Here is a 17489-nt window from a genome sequence, read left to right on the forward strand (position 1 = left end):
GGGCAGGGGCTGCTGGGGTGGGTGTGGGCATCGCCCTGCAAAAGCTGGAGTTGCGGGTGGGGCTGGTGGATCGCTACGGCGTGGGGGCTTCCTTCCGCCGCTGGCCCAGGGAAACCCGCTTCATCACCCCCTCCTTTACCTCCAACGCCTTCAACCTCCCCGACCTCAACGCCCTCACGCCCGACACCTCCCCGGCCTACAGCCTAGGTAAGGAGCACCTCTCGGGCGTCGATTACGCCCGCTACCTGGCCGCGCTGGTCAAACACTACGAGTTGCCGGTGGCCTCCAGGACGAATGTCCAGCGGGTCGAAGCCCTGGAGGAGGGTTTCCGGGTGCACACCAGCCAGGGCCCCATCGAGGCCCGCTTCGTGGTGTGGGCCGTGGGAGAGTTCCAGTTTCCCAGGGCTGCGCTCAAGGGGGCCAGACATGGCCTTCACTACGGCCAGGTGCGCTCCTGGGCCGAACTCGAGGGCAAGGAGCACCTGGTCATCGGGGGCTATGAGTCGGGGATCGACGCAGCCTACAACCTGGCGATGGCGGGCAAGAAAGTGGTGGTCGTCGATCCTGCCGCCCCCTGGGAGTCGAGCACCGGCGAGCCGAGTGTGGACCTCTCCCCCTACACCCACGAGCGTCTCGAGGCCGCCCTACAGACTGGGCGCCTCAAGCTGTCACGGCTGAAGGTGGAGGGGATCAGAGCGGTCAACGGCCACTTCGAGGTCATGCACGGCGAAGGGAGTTTCAGGGTGGCCCACCCGCCCATCCTGGCAACGGGCTTCGGCGGCGGCATGGAGAAGGTGAAGGATTTGTTCGCCTTCGAGGGCCTCAAGCCCCTGTTGAGCGAGCAGGACGAGTCTACCCTCACGCCAGGGCTCTTCCTCTGCGGCCCCAAGGTCAGCCACCTCAACACGGCCTTCTGCTTCATCTACAAGTTCCGGGCCCGCTTCCCCGTCGTGGCTCAAGCGATCGCCCAACGCATGGGGCTCGATGCCCAGGCCCTCGAGGTCTACCGCAAGCGGGGCATGTGGGCCGATGACCTGGCGGCTTGCTGCACCAGCCGCTGCGCGTGTTGAGGCCCGGCCTGGGGCTCTCGCTGCTTTTCATCGAGCCCTCAAACTGCGGTATAAGCTAACGGAGTGATCCGTGCCCTGGCCCTGCTCCTGCTCCTGCCGGTCCTGGCCCAATCCAGCCCCGCCCCGCAGCCGGGCGAGGTGAGCGAGTCGAGCTACCTCGAGGGCCGCATCGAGGCCTTGGCCGGGGGCAAGGCCGTAGTGCGCCTGCGCGACGGAAGCGTAGTGAGCGCCGACCTGCCCGTAGAGGAAATCGGCCCTGGGGCGAGCGCTCCCAGGCTGCCCAACTGGGTACGGGTGGGAACGCAGGTGGTGCTCTACCGCACTACCGTGACCAACTCCCAGGGCCAGCAGCAGACCTTCATCACCGTCACCGAGCCCTTGCGGATTCCCTATCTGCTGATCTTGCTGGGCATTTTCTGTGTCTCGGCACTGGCCTTTGGTCGGGGGCGGGGCTTACGGGGGCTGTTGGGCACTGCCATCAGCCTGCTGGCCCTGGTCTTCTACGTCGTGCCGCAGATCAACGCGGGGGCAAACCCCCTGCTGGTGACCTTTGTCGGGGCGTTCGGCATCCTGGTTTTCTCGATTTACCTCGTCCACGGGGTCAACCGCAAGACCACGGCTGCCCTGCTCGGTACGTCCCTGGCAACGCTGCTGGCGCTGGCGCTGGCCGGGGTGTTCACGCGGCTGCTGGGTTTCACCGGCCTGGTTTCCGAGGAAGCGTTCTATGCCTACCGCAGCATCCAGGGCCTCGACCTGGTCTCGCTTTACCTGGCGAGCGTAGTGATCGGGGCGCTGGGGGCCATGAACGACGTGACCGTGACCCAGGCGGCGGTGGTGCAGGCCTTGCTCCAGGCCAACCCCCGCTACGGGGTGAAGGAACTCTACCGCCGGGCCATGTCGGTGGGCTTCGACCACATCGGCTCGCTGGTGAACACGCTGGTGCTGGCCTACAGCGCCGGACTGCTGCCCGCCATGCTGCTGATCCAGCAGAGCGCAACCCCGGTGCGCTACTTGCTCAACCTCGAGGTCTTCGCCGCCGAGATCGTGAGCATGCTGGTAGGTTCCAGCGGCCTGATCCTGGCCGTTCCCCTCACCACCCTGATCGCCGCCTACCTGCTGCGCGGCCTGGGGGCCTACGCCCACGTCGAGCGCCGCTGGCCCGGCCCCGTCGAGCGCAGGCTGGGCAGGCGGGATACGTCATGGGTTTTGCCGAAGGAAGACCGAGAGGACAGGTAGGGGGTCTCACCCGGCTTCACCTGCAGGCTGCCTTGATCAACAGGGCTGCTGTATAATCATCGACATTCGGAAGAGTATATGGCTCACGCTCCATAGGGCGTGTTATCAACTTCCCGTTGAGCCTCGTGCCGAGCACGGTTTCAAACCCCTTCTGCCCTTGCTCGAGGGTCGCTGAGGATGTGCTGTTGGGCAGCAGTTAGCAAACCTCAGTCAGCCTGGCAGGGCCAGGGGGTGGAGGGGAGCGCCACAAAGGGTGGAGGAGGGAAGCATGAAACGAAGCAACGTGACGGTTAGTGCTGCGGTGCTGTTGGTTGGGATCGCCTCGGGCGTCTTGCTGGCGCAGCAGCAAGCACCCCAGCCCTTCTTTGTCGGAAATCCCCTCGGCCTGCCGATCATTCCGGCTGCCGATGGCACCTTCGCGCCGATGTCCTCGAACGTGAAGGTGTACGGCGCCATCTACTCTGCCGAAAGCTGTTCCTACGACGCTACCCGCGGCCTCATCGTCGTACCCAACCGCGGCGTGCCGCAGAGCGTGCAAACCAACAACGCCTGGGTGTCGTTCATCAACCACGACGGATCCGTTCACACGGCGCGGTGGATCGGCATTCAAACCCCTGAGCAGCGGGCCAACCTGACCCCACCGCTCATCCTGAATGAGCCCTTTGGCAGCGACATCGCGGGGGGGATGCTCTACGTGGCCGACCGTGACGGCGGAACGGGCCCCAATGACCCGTCCATAGCGGTCATTCGTCGCTTCGACATGAGGAACGGTATGCCGTCCGGTGAGATCAAGGTGAGCCGTTCCACCGGGTTTAACGACATTGAAGTGGCCGATGACGGCACCATCTACGCGACCCAGACCGGCGTAGGCGGCCAGAACCCGGATCCGACAACCTGGCAGGTGTGGAAGATAACCCCCGACGGCAACGCCTCGATTTTGGTCCAAGGCGCTCCGCTGCGCCAGCCCAACGGCATCGCCTTTGACCCGCAGGGCAACATCGTCGTAGTCAACATCGGCGATAACGCAGTGCTGACCTTTTCTCCGACCGGCCAGTTGCTGAGGACCGAGAACGCCGCGCAGGCAGGCAGCGACGGTCTGGTGATCATGCCGGATGGTACCAAGTACGTCAGCAGCGTCACACAAGGCGGCGTTTCCCGCATCCGTCCTGGCAGTCCCGCCGAACTCATCGCCCAGAACATCCCCAACCCCGCGTCCATGTGCTACGACTCCGGGGCCAACCAACTGGTGATCCCCATGAACCTCAACAACGGGCTGGCCTTCATACGGCTGAATTAGGCAGGGGTTGGCTGGAATTCAACCCGTTTCTGGCCGCTTCGCTTGCGCCGGCTGCCTTTAGCGCTAAACTGTCGAGGTGCACGTTTTTCGCCTGAAGGGAGACTTCGACACCCTCGATGCATACACGCCGCTGCTCTTCGACCTTGGGGCCAGGGGCCTCGAGGAGAAGCCCGGCGAGGTCTGGGCCTACTTCCCCGAGCGCCTCGAGCTGCCCCTGCCGGGGGAGTGGCTCGAGCTGCCCGACACCGACTGGCTCGAGGCCTGGCGGCGCGATCTGAAGCCGGTGAAGGCGGGGCCCTTCGTGGTGCTGGCCCCCTGGCACGAGTGGACGGGGGACGAGCAGCGCATCGTGCTCGAGCCCGGCATGGCCTTCGGCACCGGCCACCACGAGACCACCCGCATGGCCCTCGAAGCCCTGGCCCAGCACGTGCAGCCGGGAATGCGCGTGCTAGACCTGGGGACCGGCTCGGGCATCCTGGCGATAGCCGCCGCCAAGCTGGGTGCTGAGGCCGAAGGGGTAGACATCGACGCCGCAGTGATCCCCCACGCCCTGGAGAACGCCCGTATCAACGGCGTGAGCCCTCGCTTGGCCGAGGGCACGCTCGAGGGGGTCTCCGGGCCATATGCGATCCTCGTCGCCAACCTCTACGCCGAACTGCACGGCTGGCTGGCTCCCGGCTATGCCAGGGCGCTGGAGCCCGGCGGTAAACTGATTCTCACCGGCATCCTGGCTGAGCGTGAACCCATCGTGCGAGAGGCCCTCGAGGCCGAGGGGTTCACCCCCCAGCAGCGCCGCCAGGAAGGTGAATGGGTGCTGCTGGTTTACCAGAGGTGAGCCGGATACTTTATGCGCCCCCACCGTGCCCTGGTTCCGCACCTGAGCCCCGAGATCGAACTGCGGGGGCGCGAGGCCCATCACCTGCTCGAGGTCCTGCGGGCCAAGCCGGGCGACCTGGTCACGGTGTTCGACGGAAAGGGCCTGGAAGGCCGGGCGGTGGTCGAGTCGGTGGAGGCAGGCATCTTGCGGCTGCGGCTCGAGCAAAGCTGGGAAGCCAGCCGCGAGGTTGGGGTTCCGGTCGAACTCTACGTGGCCTTGCTCAAAGGCGACGCCCTGGCCGACGTGGTGCGGGCAGCTACCGAGCTGGGCGTGACCCGCATCATCCCCACCATCAGCACGCACTCGGTCGCCAAGGAGATGGGGGGAAACAAGCTCGAGCGCCTGCGCCGGGTGGCGGCGGAGGCAGCCAAGCAGTCGGGGCGCACGGTGGTTCCGGTAGTGGCCGAGCCCGTCCCCCTCAGGCAGATCCCCGAGGTTGAGCAGGGCCTCGTGGCCCACGTGGGAGCCGAACTGCGGGTGAGGGAGGTGCTCGAGCCCGCCAAGCCCATCAGCCTGGCCACCGGACCAGAGGGAGGGTTCAGCCCCCAGGAGGTGGATTTTCTCGTCGGGCGGGGCTTCCGGCCCGTTACCCTTGGCCGCCGCATCCTGCGGGCCGAGACCGCGCCGCTGGCCCTGCTGGCGCTGGTGACGGCGGGAGAGGGGCTTTGACGGGACGCTCGGGGGGAATCAGCCCCCCCAGCGCAGCTTGGGCTTGCGGTTAGCCTGCACCTCGTCGAGGCGGCGCACCGGGGTCGAGTAAGGGGCGTGCTCGAGCCATTCTTTGTCCTTGCGGATGACCTCGCCCATGGCGCGGGCGAATTGCTCGAGGGTCTCTTTGCTCTCGGTCTCGGTGGGCTCGACCATCAGGGCTTCCTTGACGATGAGGGGAAAGTAGACCGTGGGGGGGTGGTAGCCCATCTCCAGCAGTCCCTTGGCCACGTCGAGGGTCTTGATGCCCTCGGGCGGCTGAGCCACGAACTCGTGCATGCAGATGCGGTCGTAGGGTACGCGGAAGCCCTCGGCTTTGAGCAACTCCTTCAGGTAGTTGGCGTTCAAAACGGCCAGTGCCGCGCTTTTCTTGATCCCCTCCGCACCCAGCATCTTGATGTAGGCATAAGCCCGCAGCAGCGCTCCGAAGTTGCCGAAGAAGCTCCTGACCTGGCCGATGCTCTGGGGACGGTCGTAGTCGAGGGCATAGGTTTCGCCCTGCTTGACCACTACGGGCACCGGCAGGAAGGGTGCTAGGCGGGCCTTGACCCCCACCGGCCCCGAACCGGGGCCGCCGCCACCGTGAGGGACGGTGAAGGTCTTGTGCAGGTTGAGGTGTACGACGTCGAAGCCCATGTCCCCGGGCCGGGCCATGCCCATGATGGCGTTGAGGTTGGCCCCGTCGTAGTACAGCAGCGCTCCCGCCTGGTGGGTCAGCCGGGCGATCTCGAGGATGCGTTCCTCGAAAAGCCCCAGGGTGTTGGGGTTGGTGAGCATGATGGCCGCGACGTGGGGGCCGAGTTCGGCTCTTAGGGCCTCGAGGTTGACCTCCCCGTCGGGTCCGGAGGGGATCTCCTTGACCTGATAGCCCGCCATGCTGGCGGTGGCCGGGTTGGAGCCGTGGGCTGAGTCGGGTACCAGCACCACCCGGCGCTGCTCGCCCTCGCCCCGGCTGGCGTGGTAAGCCCGGATGATCATGATCCCCGTCAGCTCGCCGTGGGCCCCGGCGGCAGGTTGCAGGGTCACCGCGTCCATGCCGGTGATCTCGCCCAGGTCGCGCTGGAGTTCGTACATCACCTGCAGCGCTCCCTGCGCAGTGGAGGGGTCCTGGTAGGGGTGCAGGTCGGCGAAGAGTTGCACGGCGGCTTCGTGCACCTTGGGGTTGTACTTCATGGTGCACGAGCCCAGGGGATAGAAGGCCACGTCGATGCCGATCTGGCGGCGCGAGAGGTTGGTGTAGTGGCGCACCAGCGTGAGCTCGTCGACCTCGGGTAGCTTAGGAGGTTCTGAGCGCAGGTTCTCGGCGCCCAGCAACGCCGCCAGGTCTACCTCCGGGGCCCTTGGCGGCAGCACGCCCCGCCGCCCCGGTCGGCTGTGTTCGAAGATCAGGGGGGAGTCCACGGTCACATCGGTGTCGGTGATCATGCCAGCACCTCGAGGGCGCGAATTGCCCGCCGAACGCCAAACGCCAGAGGCCAGAGGCCAGAAGTGGAGCCTCGAGGGCGCGAAACGCAAATCATCGCAAGACCTCCCGCAAAGCGGCCTCGAGCCCTTCCAGGTCGGCCTCGGTGTGCTGTTCGGTGCAGGCGAAGAGGGCCAGGTGAGTCAGATTCCCTTCGGGACGAGCAAGCTCGTGCGCCTGAGTCAGATTCCCTTTGGGCCCGTACTCGGCGGGAACCGGGGTGGCGGCGTGAATGCCGTAGGCCAGCAGGGCCCGGCGCACCTCCTCGGCGGGTTTGGGCAGTTCGAGCACGAACTCGTTGAAGAAGGGTGCGGGCGTGAGCAGCCGGACCCCTGGGATCGCGCTCAGCCGCTCGGCCAGGACGTGAGCGTTCGCGACCGAGCGCACCGCCACCTCGCGCAGGCCCTGCGGCCCCAAGGCAGCTAGGTAGACCGCGCCCATCAGCGCGGTGAGCTGGGCGTTGGTGGTGATGTTGGACTTGGCCTTGGCCCGGCGGATGTACTGCTCGCGGGCCTGCAGGGTCAGGATGTAGCCCCGCTTGCCCTCGACGTCGGTAGTCTCGGAGACCAGGCGACCCGGCAACTGGCGCACCAACTCGGAGCGCACCGCCATGAAGCCGAAGTGGGGACCGCCGTAGGCCATGGCGTTGCCTAGCGGCTGCCCCTCCCCCACCGCCACGTCGGCCCCGTAGCTTCCGGGGGCCTTGAGCACGGCCAGCGAGATGGGGTCCACCACTGCCACGAACAGCGCCCCGGCAGCGTGAGCGGCCTCGGCCAGGGGAGCCAGATTTTCCACCGTGCCCAGGAAGTTGGGGTTCTGGCCCACCACCGCCCCCACCCCCTCGGGCAGCTCGAGGGCGGTCCTGCCCTCCACGAGGGGCAGCGTCAGCACCTCGGCTCCCACCGCCTCGGCGTAGGTGCGCACCACCCGGCGGTACTCGGGGTGAACCCCCTGGGAGATGGCCACCCTCATCTTTCCGCTCTCGCGCAGGGCCAGCAACACCCCCTCGGCCAGGGCGCTCGAGCCGTCGTACATCGAGGCGTTGGACACCGGCAGGCCGGTGAGCTCGCTGATCATGGTCTGGTACTCGAAGATCGCCTGCAGCAACCCCTGGCTGGCCTCGGGTTGGTAGGGCGTGTAGGCTGTGAGGAACTCCGCCCGCGCTGCTAGTGCCGGGACCACGGCGGGTACGTAGTGGGGGCGAATTCCCCCACCCAGGAAGGAGGCGGCGGCGCTTTGGTTCTTCGCCGCGAGCTCACGTAAGTGCCGCATGAACTCGGCCTCGCTCAGGGGAGGGTCCAACTTCAGTTGGGGGTCGAGGATGGGCTGGGGCACGTCCTTGAAGAGTTCGAGCAGACTCTTCGCGCCGACGCGCTCGAGCATCGCCTGCACGTCCTGGGGGGTGTGGGGAGTGTAGTCCATAAAAAATCCCGCTGATGGCTTATAGCCGATAGCATGGGTCACCTGGGCCATCGGCTACGGGCAACTGGCCGCTATTGGCTCTCCGCGAACTCCCGGTAGGCCGAGGCTTCGAGCAGTTTCTCCACGTCGGCGGGGTTGTCGGGCCTGATGCGGAAAATCCAGCCACCACCGTAGGGCTCGGTGTTGAGCAACTCGGGCTGGTCGGTGAGGTCGGTGTTGACCTCGACGATCTCGCCCGAGACCGGAGCGTAGATGTCGGAGGCAGTCTTGACCGACTCCACCGCCGCCACCCCCTCGCCGGCGTCAACCTGCTCGCCCACCTCGGGCAGCTCGACGAACACCACGTCGCCCAGCGCATCCTGGGCATAGTCGCTGATCCCTACCGTGACGATGCCATCATCCTCCAGCAGCACCCACTCATGAGTCTTGGTATAGCGAAGGTTATCGGGATATTTCATGTAGCCTCCAAGCGTCAGGGTACGTGTACGTGAGTCAAGCAGTCTTATCCTAAAGGCGCGAACGGCAACTTGCTGACTTTTCCCGCATACAGTTTGCCACGGATTTCCACCTGCAGGGGAGTATCCAAGCCCTCGTAAGCCGCCTCGATGTAGGCCATGGCGATGCCCTTCTTGCTCAGAGGGGACAAGGTGCCCGAGGTCACCTGGCCAACCTCGCGGCCCTCGGCGAAGACCTTGTAGCCCTCTCTGGGAATGCCCTGCTCGAGCACCAACCCCACCAGACGCCTGTGGCAGGGCCGGCTGAGCATTGCAGCCTTGCCGTGAAACTCCTTGTGGGTCTTGACCACCCAGGCGAAGGGGGTACACAGCGGGCTGGTCTCGTCGGTGAACTCGTGGCCGTAGAGGGGGAAGCCGGCCTCGAGGCGCAGGGTATCCCGCGCTCCCAGGCCACAGGGGATGACCCCAACCTCCAGCAGCGCCTTCCACACCGCCTCGGCGTCGCCTGGAGCCACGAAGACCTCGAAGCCGTCTTCCCCGGTGTAACCGGTGCGGGCCAGGCGGGCAGCCTTCCCCGCGACCTTGGCCACGAAGGTGTCGTTCTTGCGGGTGGCGGAGAGGTCGGTGTCACACAGCGTTTGCAGCTTCTCGGCGGCTTTGGGCCCCTGCACTGCGATGAGGGCCCAGTTTTCCGAGGCGTTCTCGAGGTCTACGTCGAAGCTCCCGGCCAGCGCCTGGACGTGGGTCCAGTCTTTGTCGATGTTGGCCGCGTTGACCACCATCAGGTACTCCTGCTCGCCGGTGCGGTAGATGTAGATGTCGTCGACCAGCCCGCCCTGGGCATTGGGCAGCATGGAGTACTGCGCCCGGCCCACCTTGAGCTTGGAGACGTCGTTGGGGGTGAGGTACTGCAGGAAGTCCAGCGCCTGCGCCCCGCGGATCCAGAACTCGCCCATGTGGCTGACGTCGAACATCCCCGCCGCCTCGCGCACCGCCAGGTGCTCGGCGCTGATCGAGCTGTACTGGATAGGCATGTCGTACCCGGCGAAAGGGGCCATCTTTGCCCCCATCGCCCGGTGGGCCGCCGTGAGGGGTGTTGTCTTCACAGGGGTGATTATTCACCATCCGCACCGGTTGGTGCATTGTGGTTTTTTCGGCTCGAGCGACCCCTGAAGCTTAAGTCTGAAGGTGCTTCGCCATTCAAAGAGCATGGGAGCTTTTGGTTTCCTCTTAGCGCTCGGCTCGAGCCTAGCCCGCCGTGGCGACCCTCGAGAGCACCAGGCGGCTGACGGCCTTGAGGGTCTCGAAGACTCCAATGCCCGTTGCAGCCACGGCTTCGAACATGCTGTACTTCTTATCGGGGTCGATGACCATCTGCACCATCTCCACCGGCAGCGCGTCGGGGAGGTCGCGCTTGTTGGCCTGGAGCACGATAGGCACCTCGTCCATGGTCAGGCCGTACTCGGCGAGGTTCTCACGCAGGTTGCGGAAGGACTCGGCGTTGGCCCGCAGGCGGTTGGGGGCGGAGTCGGCCACGAAGACGATGCCATCGACACCCCGCAGAATGAGCTTGCGGCTGGCGTTGTAGAAGACCTGGCCCGGAACCGTGTAGAGGTGGAAGCGGGTCTTGAAACCCTTGACCTCCCCGAGGTCTACCGGCAGGAAGTCGAAGAACAGTGTGCGCTCGTCCTCGGTGGCCAGGGAGACCATGTCCCCGCGGCGGGTTTCGGGGATCTGGCCGAAGACCCACTTGAGGTTGGTGGTCTTGCCGGACATACCGGGGCCGTAGTAGACGATTTTGAAGTTGATCTCGCGGGCGGCAAAGTTGATCGTGCTCATGTCAATCGGTCCTCTAACGCTGGCGCCCTAGCTCCCAAACAACTCGTCCAGCAGTGCGTTGGCGCCATCGCGGTATTCGGTGTCGATGCCCATTCTATTCGGTGCGACGATGGCTTCGCGGGTCAGTTGCTCGAGGGTTTCACTGGCCTTCTTGGCCATGAGCTTGACCCGTCCGAGCGGCGCGGTGTTGTCGAAGAGGATGGTCAGCAGCGCCACCTCGCCAATCTCCTCGATGTAGAGGCCGTTTTGCTCGCCCTGATGGACAATTTCCTGGAAGCGCTGCTCGCCCAGCATCTTAGCGAGGGCCTGGGTGGCGGCGGCGTTGCCGGCGATGAGGGTCGCCAGCGAGTCGAGCGCGGGGGGGCGAGGGGCCCACAGGGCTTCCTTGTGTGCCAGCACGAAACCCTTGCGGTCCAGAAGCATCACGTAGCGGGCACCGCTCTCCCGCAGCAGCTCGTCGAGCGTCTTCATCACGCTCTGAAAGGTCGAGCCGTAGAGCGCTATTGCGGGCTCAATCATATCCAGGTAAGTTTAGCACCATGAAACTTCCCAACACGGTTATCCGTTACGCCCGGGAGACTTTGCGTGACCTGGTGGCGCTGCCCTCGGTCTCCGCCGAGGGGCGGGCCCTGCCCCAGGCCGCCCAGAAGGTAAAGGAACTGCTCGAGGAACTTGGCCTGCGGGCCGAGATTCACCCCACCCCCGGAGCCCCGGTGGTCTATGCCGAAGGGAGCGGGAAAGGTCCCATTCTGCTGTTCTACAACCACTACGACGTGCAGCCCGCCGACCCCCTGGAGCTGTGGGAGAGCGACCCCTTCACCATGACCGAGCGTAACGGCCACTGGTACGCGCGGGGGATCAGCGACGACAAGGGAGAGCTCGTCTCGCGGCTGGCGGCCCTGAAGTGGTTCATCGAGGAGCACGGGAGGCTGCCTTTTGGGGTCAAGTTCGTCATCGAGGGCGAGGAGGAGGTGGGCAGCCCCAACCTCGAGGCCTACGTGCGCGAGCACAAAGACCGCCTCAAAGCCGACGCGGTGATCTGGGAGTTCGGCAGCGTGGATACCGCCGGGCGGCCCCTGGTCTACTGCGGGCTCAAGGGCATCGTCGCCGTGGAGCTGCGCGTGCGCACCGCCGCCTATGACCTCCACTCCTCGCTGGGGGCGGTGGTGCAGAACCCCATCTACCGCCTCTCAGCAGCCCTGGCCAGCCTGCGCGACAACGACGGCCGGGTGCTCATCGAGGGCTTCTACGACCAGGTGCGCCCGCTGAGCGAGGCCGAGGAGCGGAGCCTCGAGGCCATCCCCGACGAGTCCGAGCAGGTCGCGGCACTCTACGGGGTCAAGGAGTTTCTGGGCAGAGCCAAGGGGGTGGAGTTCTACCGCCGCCTGGCCGCCGAGCCGGTGGTCAACATCAACGGCTTCCACTCCGGCTACGGTGGTCCCGGCTCCAAGACGGTGCTCCCCGCCGAGGCCTTCGCCAAGCTCGACTTCCGCCTCGTTCCCAACCAGGAGCCCTCCGAAGTGGTCGAACTGCTACGCCGCCACCTCGACAAACACGGCTTCAACGACGTGGAGGTAGTTACGCTCGAGGCCGGCGAGCACCCCGCCCGCAGCGACCTGGAAGCCACCTGGGTCAAGCAGACCGTCGAAGCCCTGCGCGAGACCTATGGCAGCGAGCCCATCGTGCACCTGAGTTCCGGGGGCAGCGGCCCGATGTACCCCTTCACCCACTACCTGGGGACCCCAGTGGTGAGCATCGGCATCAGCTACCCCGGCAGCCGGGTGCACAGCCCCAACGAAAACATTCGTATCGCCGACTTCGAGCGCGGGGTGGCCGCCATCAAGCGGGCGCTGGAGAAGTTCGCGGGGCTGTGAGCCAGAAGGCTTTCAGCCCCCAGCCGTCAGCGATCAGCGGAAGGCTCGTGGCGCGTGGTGGCCCCCTCCCCGCCCGCGGGGAGGGGGTATCCCCCCAGCTCCCCTTGCTAAGGAGGGTGACAAGGCGTCTTGCGTTTTGCGTAGGACGTACGACGTACGACCTGCGTTTTGCGTTCAGCTATCGGCTATCGGCGTTAGGCGTTTAACTCGCGCATTGTGCCCCACCCCCTGGCCCATCGCCCGATCGGGGGCCTACCCTTTGGCCTATGCGCTGGCTGGCTTTGCTGCTGCTGCTCGGAGCGGTTCAGGCCCAGGAGACCATCGCCGAGTTGCGGGCGCGCAGCTACGGCAAGGGCGAATTGATCATCGAACGCGCCCTGGGGCAAAACCGGGGCTTTACCCGCTACCTGGTGCGCTGGCCCTCGGAGGGCCTGACCCAGTACGGCTTCATGAACGTGCCAAGCGGCAGGGGCCCCTACCCGGTGGTGCTGGTGCTGCACGGCTACGTCAATCCTTACACTTACAACACCCTGGCCTACACCACCCGCTACGCCGACGCCATCGCCCGCATGGGCTACGTGGTCATCCATCCCAACTACCGGGGCCACCCCCCTTCACAGGGCAGCCCGGAGGGGGTCTTCCGCGTCAACTACGCCATCGACGTGCTCAACCTGGCGGCCATCGTGCGCAAGCAGAGCGGCAAGGGACCCCTCGCCAAGGCCGACGGGAGCCGGATGGGGCTGTGGGGCCACAGCATGGGCGGGGGCATCGCGCTGCGCGTCGCAGTCGTAGACCCGCAAATCCGCGCGGTGGTGCTCTACGGCTCGATGTCGGGCGACGAGCGCAAGAACGCCAGCCAGATCTACTACGTCTACTCGGGCCGCACTCGAGGCCTGGCCGAGCTCAACGCCCCCGACGAGCGCATCCGGGCCATCTCCCCCATCTACCACCTGCAAAACGCCCGCGCCACCTTCAGCGTGCACCACGGCACCGCCGACGAGCAGGTGCCCTACGCCTGGAGCGTGGAGTTGTGCCAGAAGCTAAAAGCGCTGGGGGAAAGCGTGGAGTGCTTCAGCTACGCTAAAGCAGGCCATCTCTTCCGGGGACGGAACGACCAGGTGTTTTTGCAACGTGTCCAGGCGTTTTTTGCCCGGATGCTACCATGAAAAACGTGGACTATCCCGAGCTGGCCTCAGTCATCGAGCGCATCCTGGCAGTGGTTCCAGCACAGCAGATCATCCTGTTCGGCTCGCGCGCGCGCAGCGAGGCCCGGCCCGACAGCGATTACGATCTGTTGGTGGTGGTACCGGAAGCCTTCAAGACCTTGCAAAACTACAAAGCCCTGTACCATGAACTCGGCCAGGTGAGGCGTGGATTTGGTGTAGATCTGATTCTGACCACTCCGGAAGACCTCGAGCGCTACCGCGAGGCCTGGATGACCGTTTACCCCCATGCGCTTAGGGAGGGGCGGATTGTGTATGCCGCGTGATTCCAGGGATCCATTAGCCTGGTTAGTGCGTGCTAAAGGTAACCTAGTCCGAGCTGAGGCGGGCCGCTTCAGCCCTGAAGTACTCTACGAAGACCTCTGCTTCGATGCCCAACAAGCGGTCGAGAAAGCCTTGAAAGCCCTCTTGGTAGCTCGCAAGCAGCCATTCCCCAAGACCCACGACATCAGTCTCCTGTTGCAACTCCTGGCCATTTCCGGTTTGGCCATACCTTCTTTCATCCAAGCTGCCGACACACTGACGCTGTACGCTGTCGCTACCCGCTATCCGGGCGACTACCCCGAGGTCGCTGAGGCCGACTACCTCGAGGCTCTACAGCTAGCCCAAAGGGTGGTTGCCTGGGTGGAGGCGCAGCTTTGAGAAGCCTCTACATCCACGTTCCCTTCTGTCCCACCATCTGCCCCTACTGCGATTTTCACGTGGTGCGGCGCTACGGCGGGGTCGTGGAGGCTTACCTAAAGCGCCTGGCCGAAGAAGCCGCCGCGCTGCACCAGCGCTTCCCCGGCCCGCTGGAGACTCTCTACTTCGGGGGCGGGACGCCGAGTTTCCTGCGCGGCCACGAGCTCGAGCGCCTCTTCGCCGCTCTCCCCTGGCGACTATCGCTCGGCGCGGAGGTGACGATGGAAGCCAACCCCGGAACCCTGAACCCCGAACGCCTAACCCTCCTCAAACACCTGGGGGTCAACCGGCTCTCCATTGGCGTGCAGAGCTTCCAGGACACGGTGCTCAAGACCCTGGGCCGCGCCCATGGGCGCAAGGGGGCCTTTCAGGCGGTGGAGATGAGCCTGGAAGCGGGGTTTCGCACCTCCATCGACCTGATCCTGGGCCTGCCCGGCCAGGACTTCGAGGCCGACCTGCGCGAAGCCGCCGCCATAGGGGTGGGGCACGTCTCGGCCTACACCCTGCAGATCGAGCCCGGCACCCCGTTCGAGATCCAGGGGATAAGGCTGGACGAGGACCTCGAAGCCGCCGCCTTCGAGATGGCCGAGCAAATCCTGGGTGAGGCTGGGCTCGAGCGCTACGAGGTCTCCAACTTCGCCCGGCCTGGCGAGGAGAGCCGCCACAACCAGGTCTACTGGCGGGGCGAGTTCTGGGGCGCGCTGGGGCCGGCAGCGGTGGGACACTACCCGAAAGATGTCGAGGCTCGAGGCTCGAGGCTCGAGGGCCACGAGGTCTACTCGGTTAGGGCCACCAACCCCCCGCTGCCGCGCTGGCTGGCAGGCGAAGCACCCTCGCTCGAGGTCATCAGCCCCCTCGAGTACGCCCGCGAGGCCCTGATGCTGGGGCTGCGGCTGCGCGAAGGAGTGGACATCACGCTCGTAGAAGGGCGTAGTGGGCTCGAGCTGTGGGCTCGTCTGAAAAAGACGGTACGGGAATTGGAGGAACGTGGGCTAATCTGGACACACCAGACGCACTTGGGGGCAACCCGCGTGGGGCTGCCCCTCCTGCACCGGCTAATCCTCCAGTTTTGGGAAGCGCTCAGGGCGTGACCCTGATCTGACCCCTCACCTCGCCGCCAGGAAAGTCGCCGGGGCCGGTGTTGGGCGGGGCCACGCCGTCGTTGGTATGGACGTTGACGTAGGCGTTGCCAGCTTCCATCGCGGCGATGAGGTCGCCGAGAGGGCGACCCGCCAGCGGCCCAACCAGGTTGGCGGCAGTGATGGTGCCTTCGGCCAGGACACCGTCAGTGCGACCCCCGCCCGGCGCCGCCGGGCCATACAGGAAGGCCACCACCGGGCCGTTTGCGCCTGCGGGGCCCAGGTGGATGTGCGACGCCACCACGTTTTCGATGTTGGCCACGATCAGCTTGTAGTGCAGTTCGCTGCCTTCGGCGCTGAGGCCAAAGAGCGCGTTACCCCTGGCGAGGCTATCGTCGGGGCCCTCGTAAAAACAGTGGCGACGTGAGCTTGGCGGGGTCGATGCACAAGAGCACCAGGCCGTGCTGGCCGCTGGAAGAAGGCTTCGGGCACCGCCAGAATCTGGCTGGGGGTCGAGCAGTGGATGAAGCCCTCGCGCTCCAGGCTCTGTGCCCGGTACTCCCCCTGCCCTAAAGCCCGCTCCCACTCGCGGCGGGTGGTGATGTGGAAGATGGTGCGGGTGAGCTTCATGGTCAGGCCACCAGGTAGAGCAGGTCGCTGACGACCCGCGCGTACTCCTCGGGCTTGAGCCCCTTCTTGGGGATGCGGAAACCCGGCGGGTGCTGGATGAGCTCGGGACGGGGGGTGAGCTCGCGCAGGGCCTTGGCGTCGTAGTCGAGGGGCCAGTGGTCGAAAACGACCATCAAATAGGTGAGGTCTTCGGTGATGGAGGCCACGCGCTTGCTCTCGGCCAGCAGGCGCAGGCGGGTGAGGGCCAAAAAGTTCTCGACCTCGGCGGGCGGCTCACCGTAGCGCTCGCGCAACTCCTTGCCGATGCGGGCTACTGCGGCCAGGCTCCGGCTCTCGGCCAAGCGACCGTAGTAGCGGCTGCGGGCTTCGGCGCTGGGGATGAACTCGGGGGTCAGGCGGGCCGAGACCTGCAGGTCGAGGGTGACGTGGCGCTCGGGTTCCTTGACCTCGCCCTTGAGCTTGCCGATGGCCTCGGCCAGGAGCTCGGTGTAGACCTCGATGGAGACGGCGCGGATATGGCCGTGCTGCTCGGGGCCCAGGAGGTTGCCCACCCCGCGAATCTCCATGTCCTTCTCGGCCAGCAGGTGGCCCGAGCCCAGGTCGGAGAGGTCGGCGATGGCCGCCAGACGGCGCTCGGCGGCTTCGGTGAGTCGGGGGGGGTGGAAGAGGTAGGCGTAGGCTTCCTTGTCGCGTCGCCCCACCCGGCCCCTTAGCTGGTAGAGCGCAGCCAGGCCCAACCGGTCGGCCCGCTCGATGACGATGGTGTTGGCCTCGGGGATGTCCAGGCCGCTTTCGATGATGGTGGTGGCCAAGAGCACGTCGAAGGCGCCCTCGGCGAAGGCCAGCATCACCTCCTCGATCTGACCCTCGGGCATCTGGCCGTGCACCACCCCGATGCGGGCCTCGGGGACCAGGGCCTCGAGGTAGCGCCGTCGCGCCTCGATGGTGGCGACCCGGTCGTGGACGTAGAAGACCTTGCCCTCGCGCTCGAGCTCGTTCATGAGCGCCTCGCGCACCAGGCCGGGGTCGTAGGGGGCCAGGTAGGTCTGGATGGGCTTGCGGCCCGGCGGCGGGGTCTGGATGCTCGACATGTCGCGCAGGCCCACCAGGGCGCTGTAGAGCGTGCGGGGGATGGGCGTGGCCGAGAGGTAGAGGGTGTCCACGGCTTCGCGCAGCTCGCGGATGCGCTCCTTCTGGGCCACCCCGAAGCGGTGCTCCTCGTCGACGATCAACAGGCCCAGGTCCTTGAACTTGAGGTCGGGTGAGAGCAGGGCATGAGTGCCTACCACGACGTCGATCTTTCCCTCGGCCAGGCCCTGTCTGACGGCACTGGCCTCGCCATCGGAGGTGAAGCGCGACAGCGCCGCCACCCGCACCGGCAGCCCGGCCAGGCGGCTCTTGAAGGTCTGGTAGTGCTGCTCGGCCAGCAAGGTGGTGGGCACCAGCATGGCCACCTGAGCCCCGTGGGCCACCACCCGCCACGCCGCCCGCAGCGCCACCTCGGTCTTGCCGAAGCCCACGTCACCGGAGATCAGGCGGTCCATGGGGTGGGGGCGCTCGAGGTCGCGCAGGGTCTCCTCGAGGGCTTTCTCCTGGTCGGGGGTGAGGGTGTGGGGGAAGTTCTGCTCGACGAGGG

Annotated in this window: 18 protein-coding genes and 1 pseudogene; 10 read left to right on the top strand and 9 right to left on the bottom strand. The window is 66.0% G+C overall.

Going from position 1 to position 17489, the window contains the following annotated elements; genetic code table 11:
- From Mrose_RS15090 to Mrose_RS15110, 5 genes are all read left to right on the top strand, one after another.
- Positions 1 to 1070: NAD(P)/FAD-dependent oxidoreductase (locus tag Mrose_RS15090; RefSeq protein ID WP_119279648.1), on the top strand; the 1070-nt coding region annotated here is incomplete at its 5' end.
- Between the two features lie 63 nt (positions 1071 to 1133).
- On the top strand, positions 1134 to 2306 hold the full coding sequence (locus Mrose_RS15095; protein ID WP_119279650.1) for a YibE/F family protein: 1173 nt from the start codon (positions 1134 to 1136) through the stop codon (positions 2304 to 2306).
- Positions 2307 to 2574: 268 nt separating this feature from the next.
- Positions 2575 to 3603: an SMP-30/gluconolactonase/LRE family protein gene (locus Mrose_RS15100; protein WP_119279652.1), complete on the top strand. Its 1029-nt coding sequence runs from the start codon at positions 2575 to 2577 to the stop codon at positions 3601 to 3603.
- A 76-nt stretch (positions 3604 to 3679) separates the two neighbouring features.
- The gene (locus Mrose_RS15105) at positions 3680 to 4438 is read left to right on the top strand and encodes a 50S ribosomal protein L11 methyltransferase (RefSeq protein ID WP_119279654.1); all 759 of its coding nucleotides are present in this window, start codon (positions 3680 to 3682) and stop codon (positions 4436 to 4438) included.
- Between the two features lie 12 nt (positions 4439 to 4450).
- Positions 4451 to 5149 (top strand): 16S rRNA (uracil(1498)-N(3))-methyltransferase, encoded by a 699-nt coding sequence (locus Mrose_RS15110; protein WP_119279655.1) that lies wholly within the window; start codon positions 4451 to 4453, stop codon positions 5147 to 5149.
- A gap of 18 nt (positions 5150 to 5167) precedes the next feature.
- On the opposite strand, the gene gcvPB is transcribed toward Mrose_RS15110, so the two are convergent.
- The 6 genes from gcvPB to mglB form a co-directional block, all read right to left on the bottom strand.
- Positions 5168 to 6589, bottom strand: coding sequence for an aminomethyl-transferring glycine dehydrogenase subunit GcvPB (gene gcvPB, locus Mrose_RS15115; RefSeq protein WP_119279675.1), 1422 nt, complete (start codon positions 6587 to 6589; stop codon positions 5168 to 5170).
- Between the two features lie 115 nt (positions 6590 to 6704).
- Positions 6705 to 8072 carry an aminomethyl-transferring glycine dehydrogenase subunit GcvPA gene (gcvPA, locus tag Mrose_RS15120; protein WP_119279657.1) on the bottom strand — a complete coding sequence of 456 codons (1368 nt, stop codon included), beginning with the start codon at positions 8070 to 8072 and terminating at the stop codon, positions 6705 to 6707.
- 71 nt (positions 8073 to 8143) lie between these two features.
- On the bottom strand, positions 8144 to 8530 hold the full coding sequence (gcvH, locus tag Mrose_RS15125; RefSeq protein ID WP_119279658.1) for a glycine cleavage system protein GcvH: 387 nt from the start codon (positions 8528 to 8530) through the stop codon (positions 8144 to 8146).
- A 44-nt stretch (positions 8531 to 8574) separates the two neighbouring features.
- Positions 8575 to 9633 (bottom strand): glycine cleavage system aminomethyltransferase GcvT, encoded by a 1059-nt coding sequence (gene gcvT, locus Mrose_RS15130; RefSeq protein ID WP_119279660.1) that lies wholly within the window; start codon positions 9631 to 9633, stop codon positions 8575 to 8577.
- 142 nt (positions 9634 to 9775) lie between these two features.
- Positions 9776 to 10366 (bottom strand): GTPase MglA, encoded by a 591-nt coding sequence (mglA, locus tag Mrose_RS15135; RefSeq protein ID WP_119279662.1) that lies wholly within the window; start codon positions 10364 to 10366, stop codon positions 9776 to 9778.
- Positions 10367 to 10393: 27 nt separating this feature from the next.
- The gene (gene mglB, locus Mrose_RS15140) at positions 10394 to 10885 is read right to left on the bottom strand and encodes a GTPase-activating protein MglB (protein ID WP_119279664.1); all 492 of its coding nucleotides are present in this window, start codon (positions 10883 to 10885) and stop codon (positions 10394 to 10396) included.
- A gap of 20 nt (positions 10886 to 10905) precedes the next feature.
- Here mglB and Mrose_RS15145 point away from each other — a divergent pair, with 20 nt between their 5' ends.
- From Mrose_RS15145 to hemW, 5 genes are all read left to right on the top strand, one after another.
- On the top strand, positions 10906 to 12240 hold the full coding sequence (locus Mrose_RS15145) for a M20/M25/M40 family metallo-hydrolase (protein ID WP_119279666.1): 1335 nt from the start codon (positions 10906 to 10908) through the stop codon (positions 12238 to 12240).
- A gap of 266 nt (positions 12241 to 12506) precedes the next feature.
- Entirely contained in the window at positions 12507 to 13406 is a 900-nt protein-coding gene (locus Mrose_RS15150; protein ID WP_119279667.1) for an alpha/beta hydrolase family protein, read from the top strand.
- Between the two features lie 5 nt (positions 13407 to 13411).
- Complete coding sequence (locus Mrose_RS15155; RefSeq protein WP_119279677.1) at positions 13412 to 13729, top strand: nucleotidyltransferase domain-containing protein; 318 nt, start codon at positions 13412 to 13414, stop codon at positions 13727 to 13729.
- A 25-nt stretch (positions 13730 to 13754) separates the two neighbouring features.
- Positions 13755 to 14105, top strand: a complete 351-nt coding sequence (locus Mrose_RS15160; RefSeq protein ID WP_338025234.1) for a HEPN domain-containing protein — start codon at positions 13755 to 13757, stop codon at positions 14103 to 14105.
- Positions 14102 to 15235, top strand: coding sequence for a radical SAM family heme chaperone HemW (gene hemW, locus Mrose_RS15165; RefSeq protein ID WP_119279671.1), 1134 nt, complete (start codon positions 14102 to 14104; stop codon positions 15233 to 15235). The genes Mrose_RS15160 and hemW overlap by 4 nt, the downstream gene beginning before the upstream one ends.
- Here hemW and Mrose_RS19495 read toward each other — a convergent pair.
- From Mrose_RS19495 to Mrose_RS15180, 3 genes and pseudogenes are all read right to left on the bottom strand, one after another.
- Positions 15225 to 15743 carry a CHRD domain-containing protein gene (locus Mrose_RS19495; protein WP_119279679.1) on the bottom strand — a complete coding sequence of 173 codons (519 nt, stop codon included), beginning with the start codon at positions 15741 to 15743 and terminating at the stop codon, positions 15225 to 15227. The two genes, hemW and Mrose_RS19495, sit on opposite strands and share 11 nt — an antisense overlap.
- A pseudogene (locus Mrose_RS19845) lies at positions 15701 to 15853 on the bottom strand (DUF952 domain-containing protein); the annotation flags it as partial. The pseudogene Mrose_RS19845 and the gene Mrose_RS19495, both read right to left, overlap by 43 nt.
- A gap of 2 nt (positions 15854 to 15855) precedes the next feature.
- Positions 15856 to 17489: DEAD/DEAH box helicase (locus Mrose_RS15180; protein WP_119279673.1), on the bottom strand; the 1634-nt coding region annotated here is incomplete at its 5' end.

This window comes from Calidithermus roseus, from assembly GCF_003574095.1.
Lineage (GTDB): Bacteria > Deinococcota > Deinococci > Deinococcales > Thermaceae > Calidithermus > Calidithermus roseus.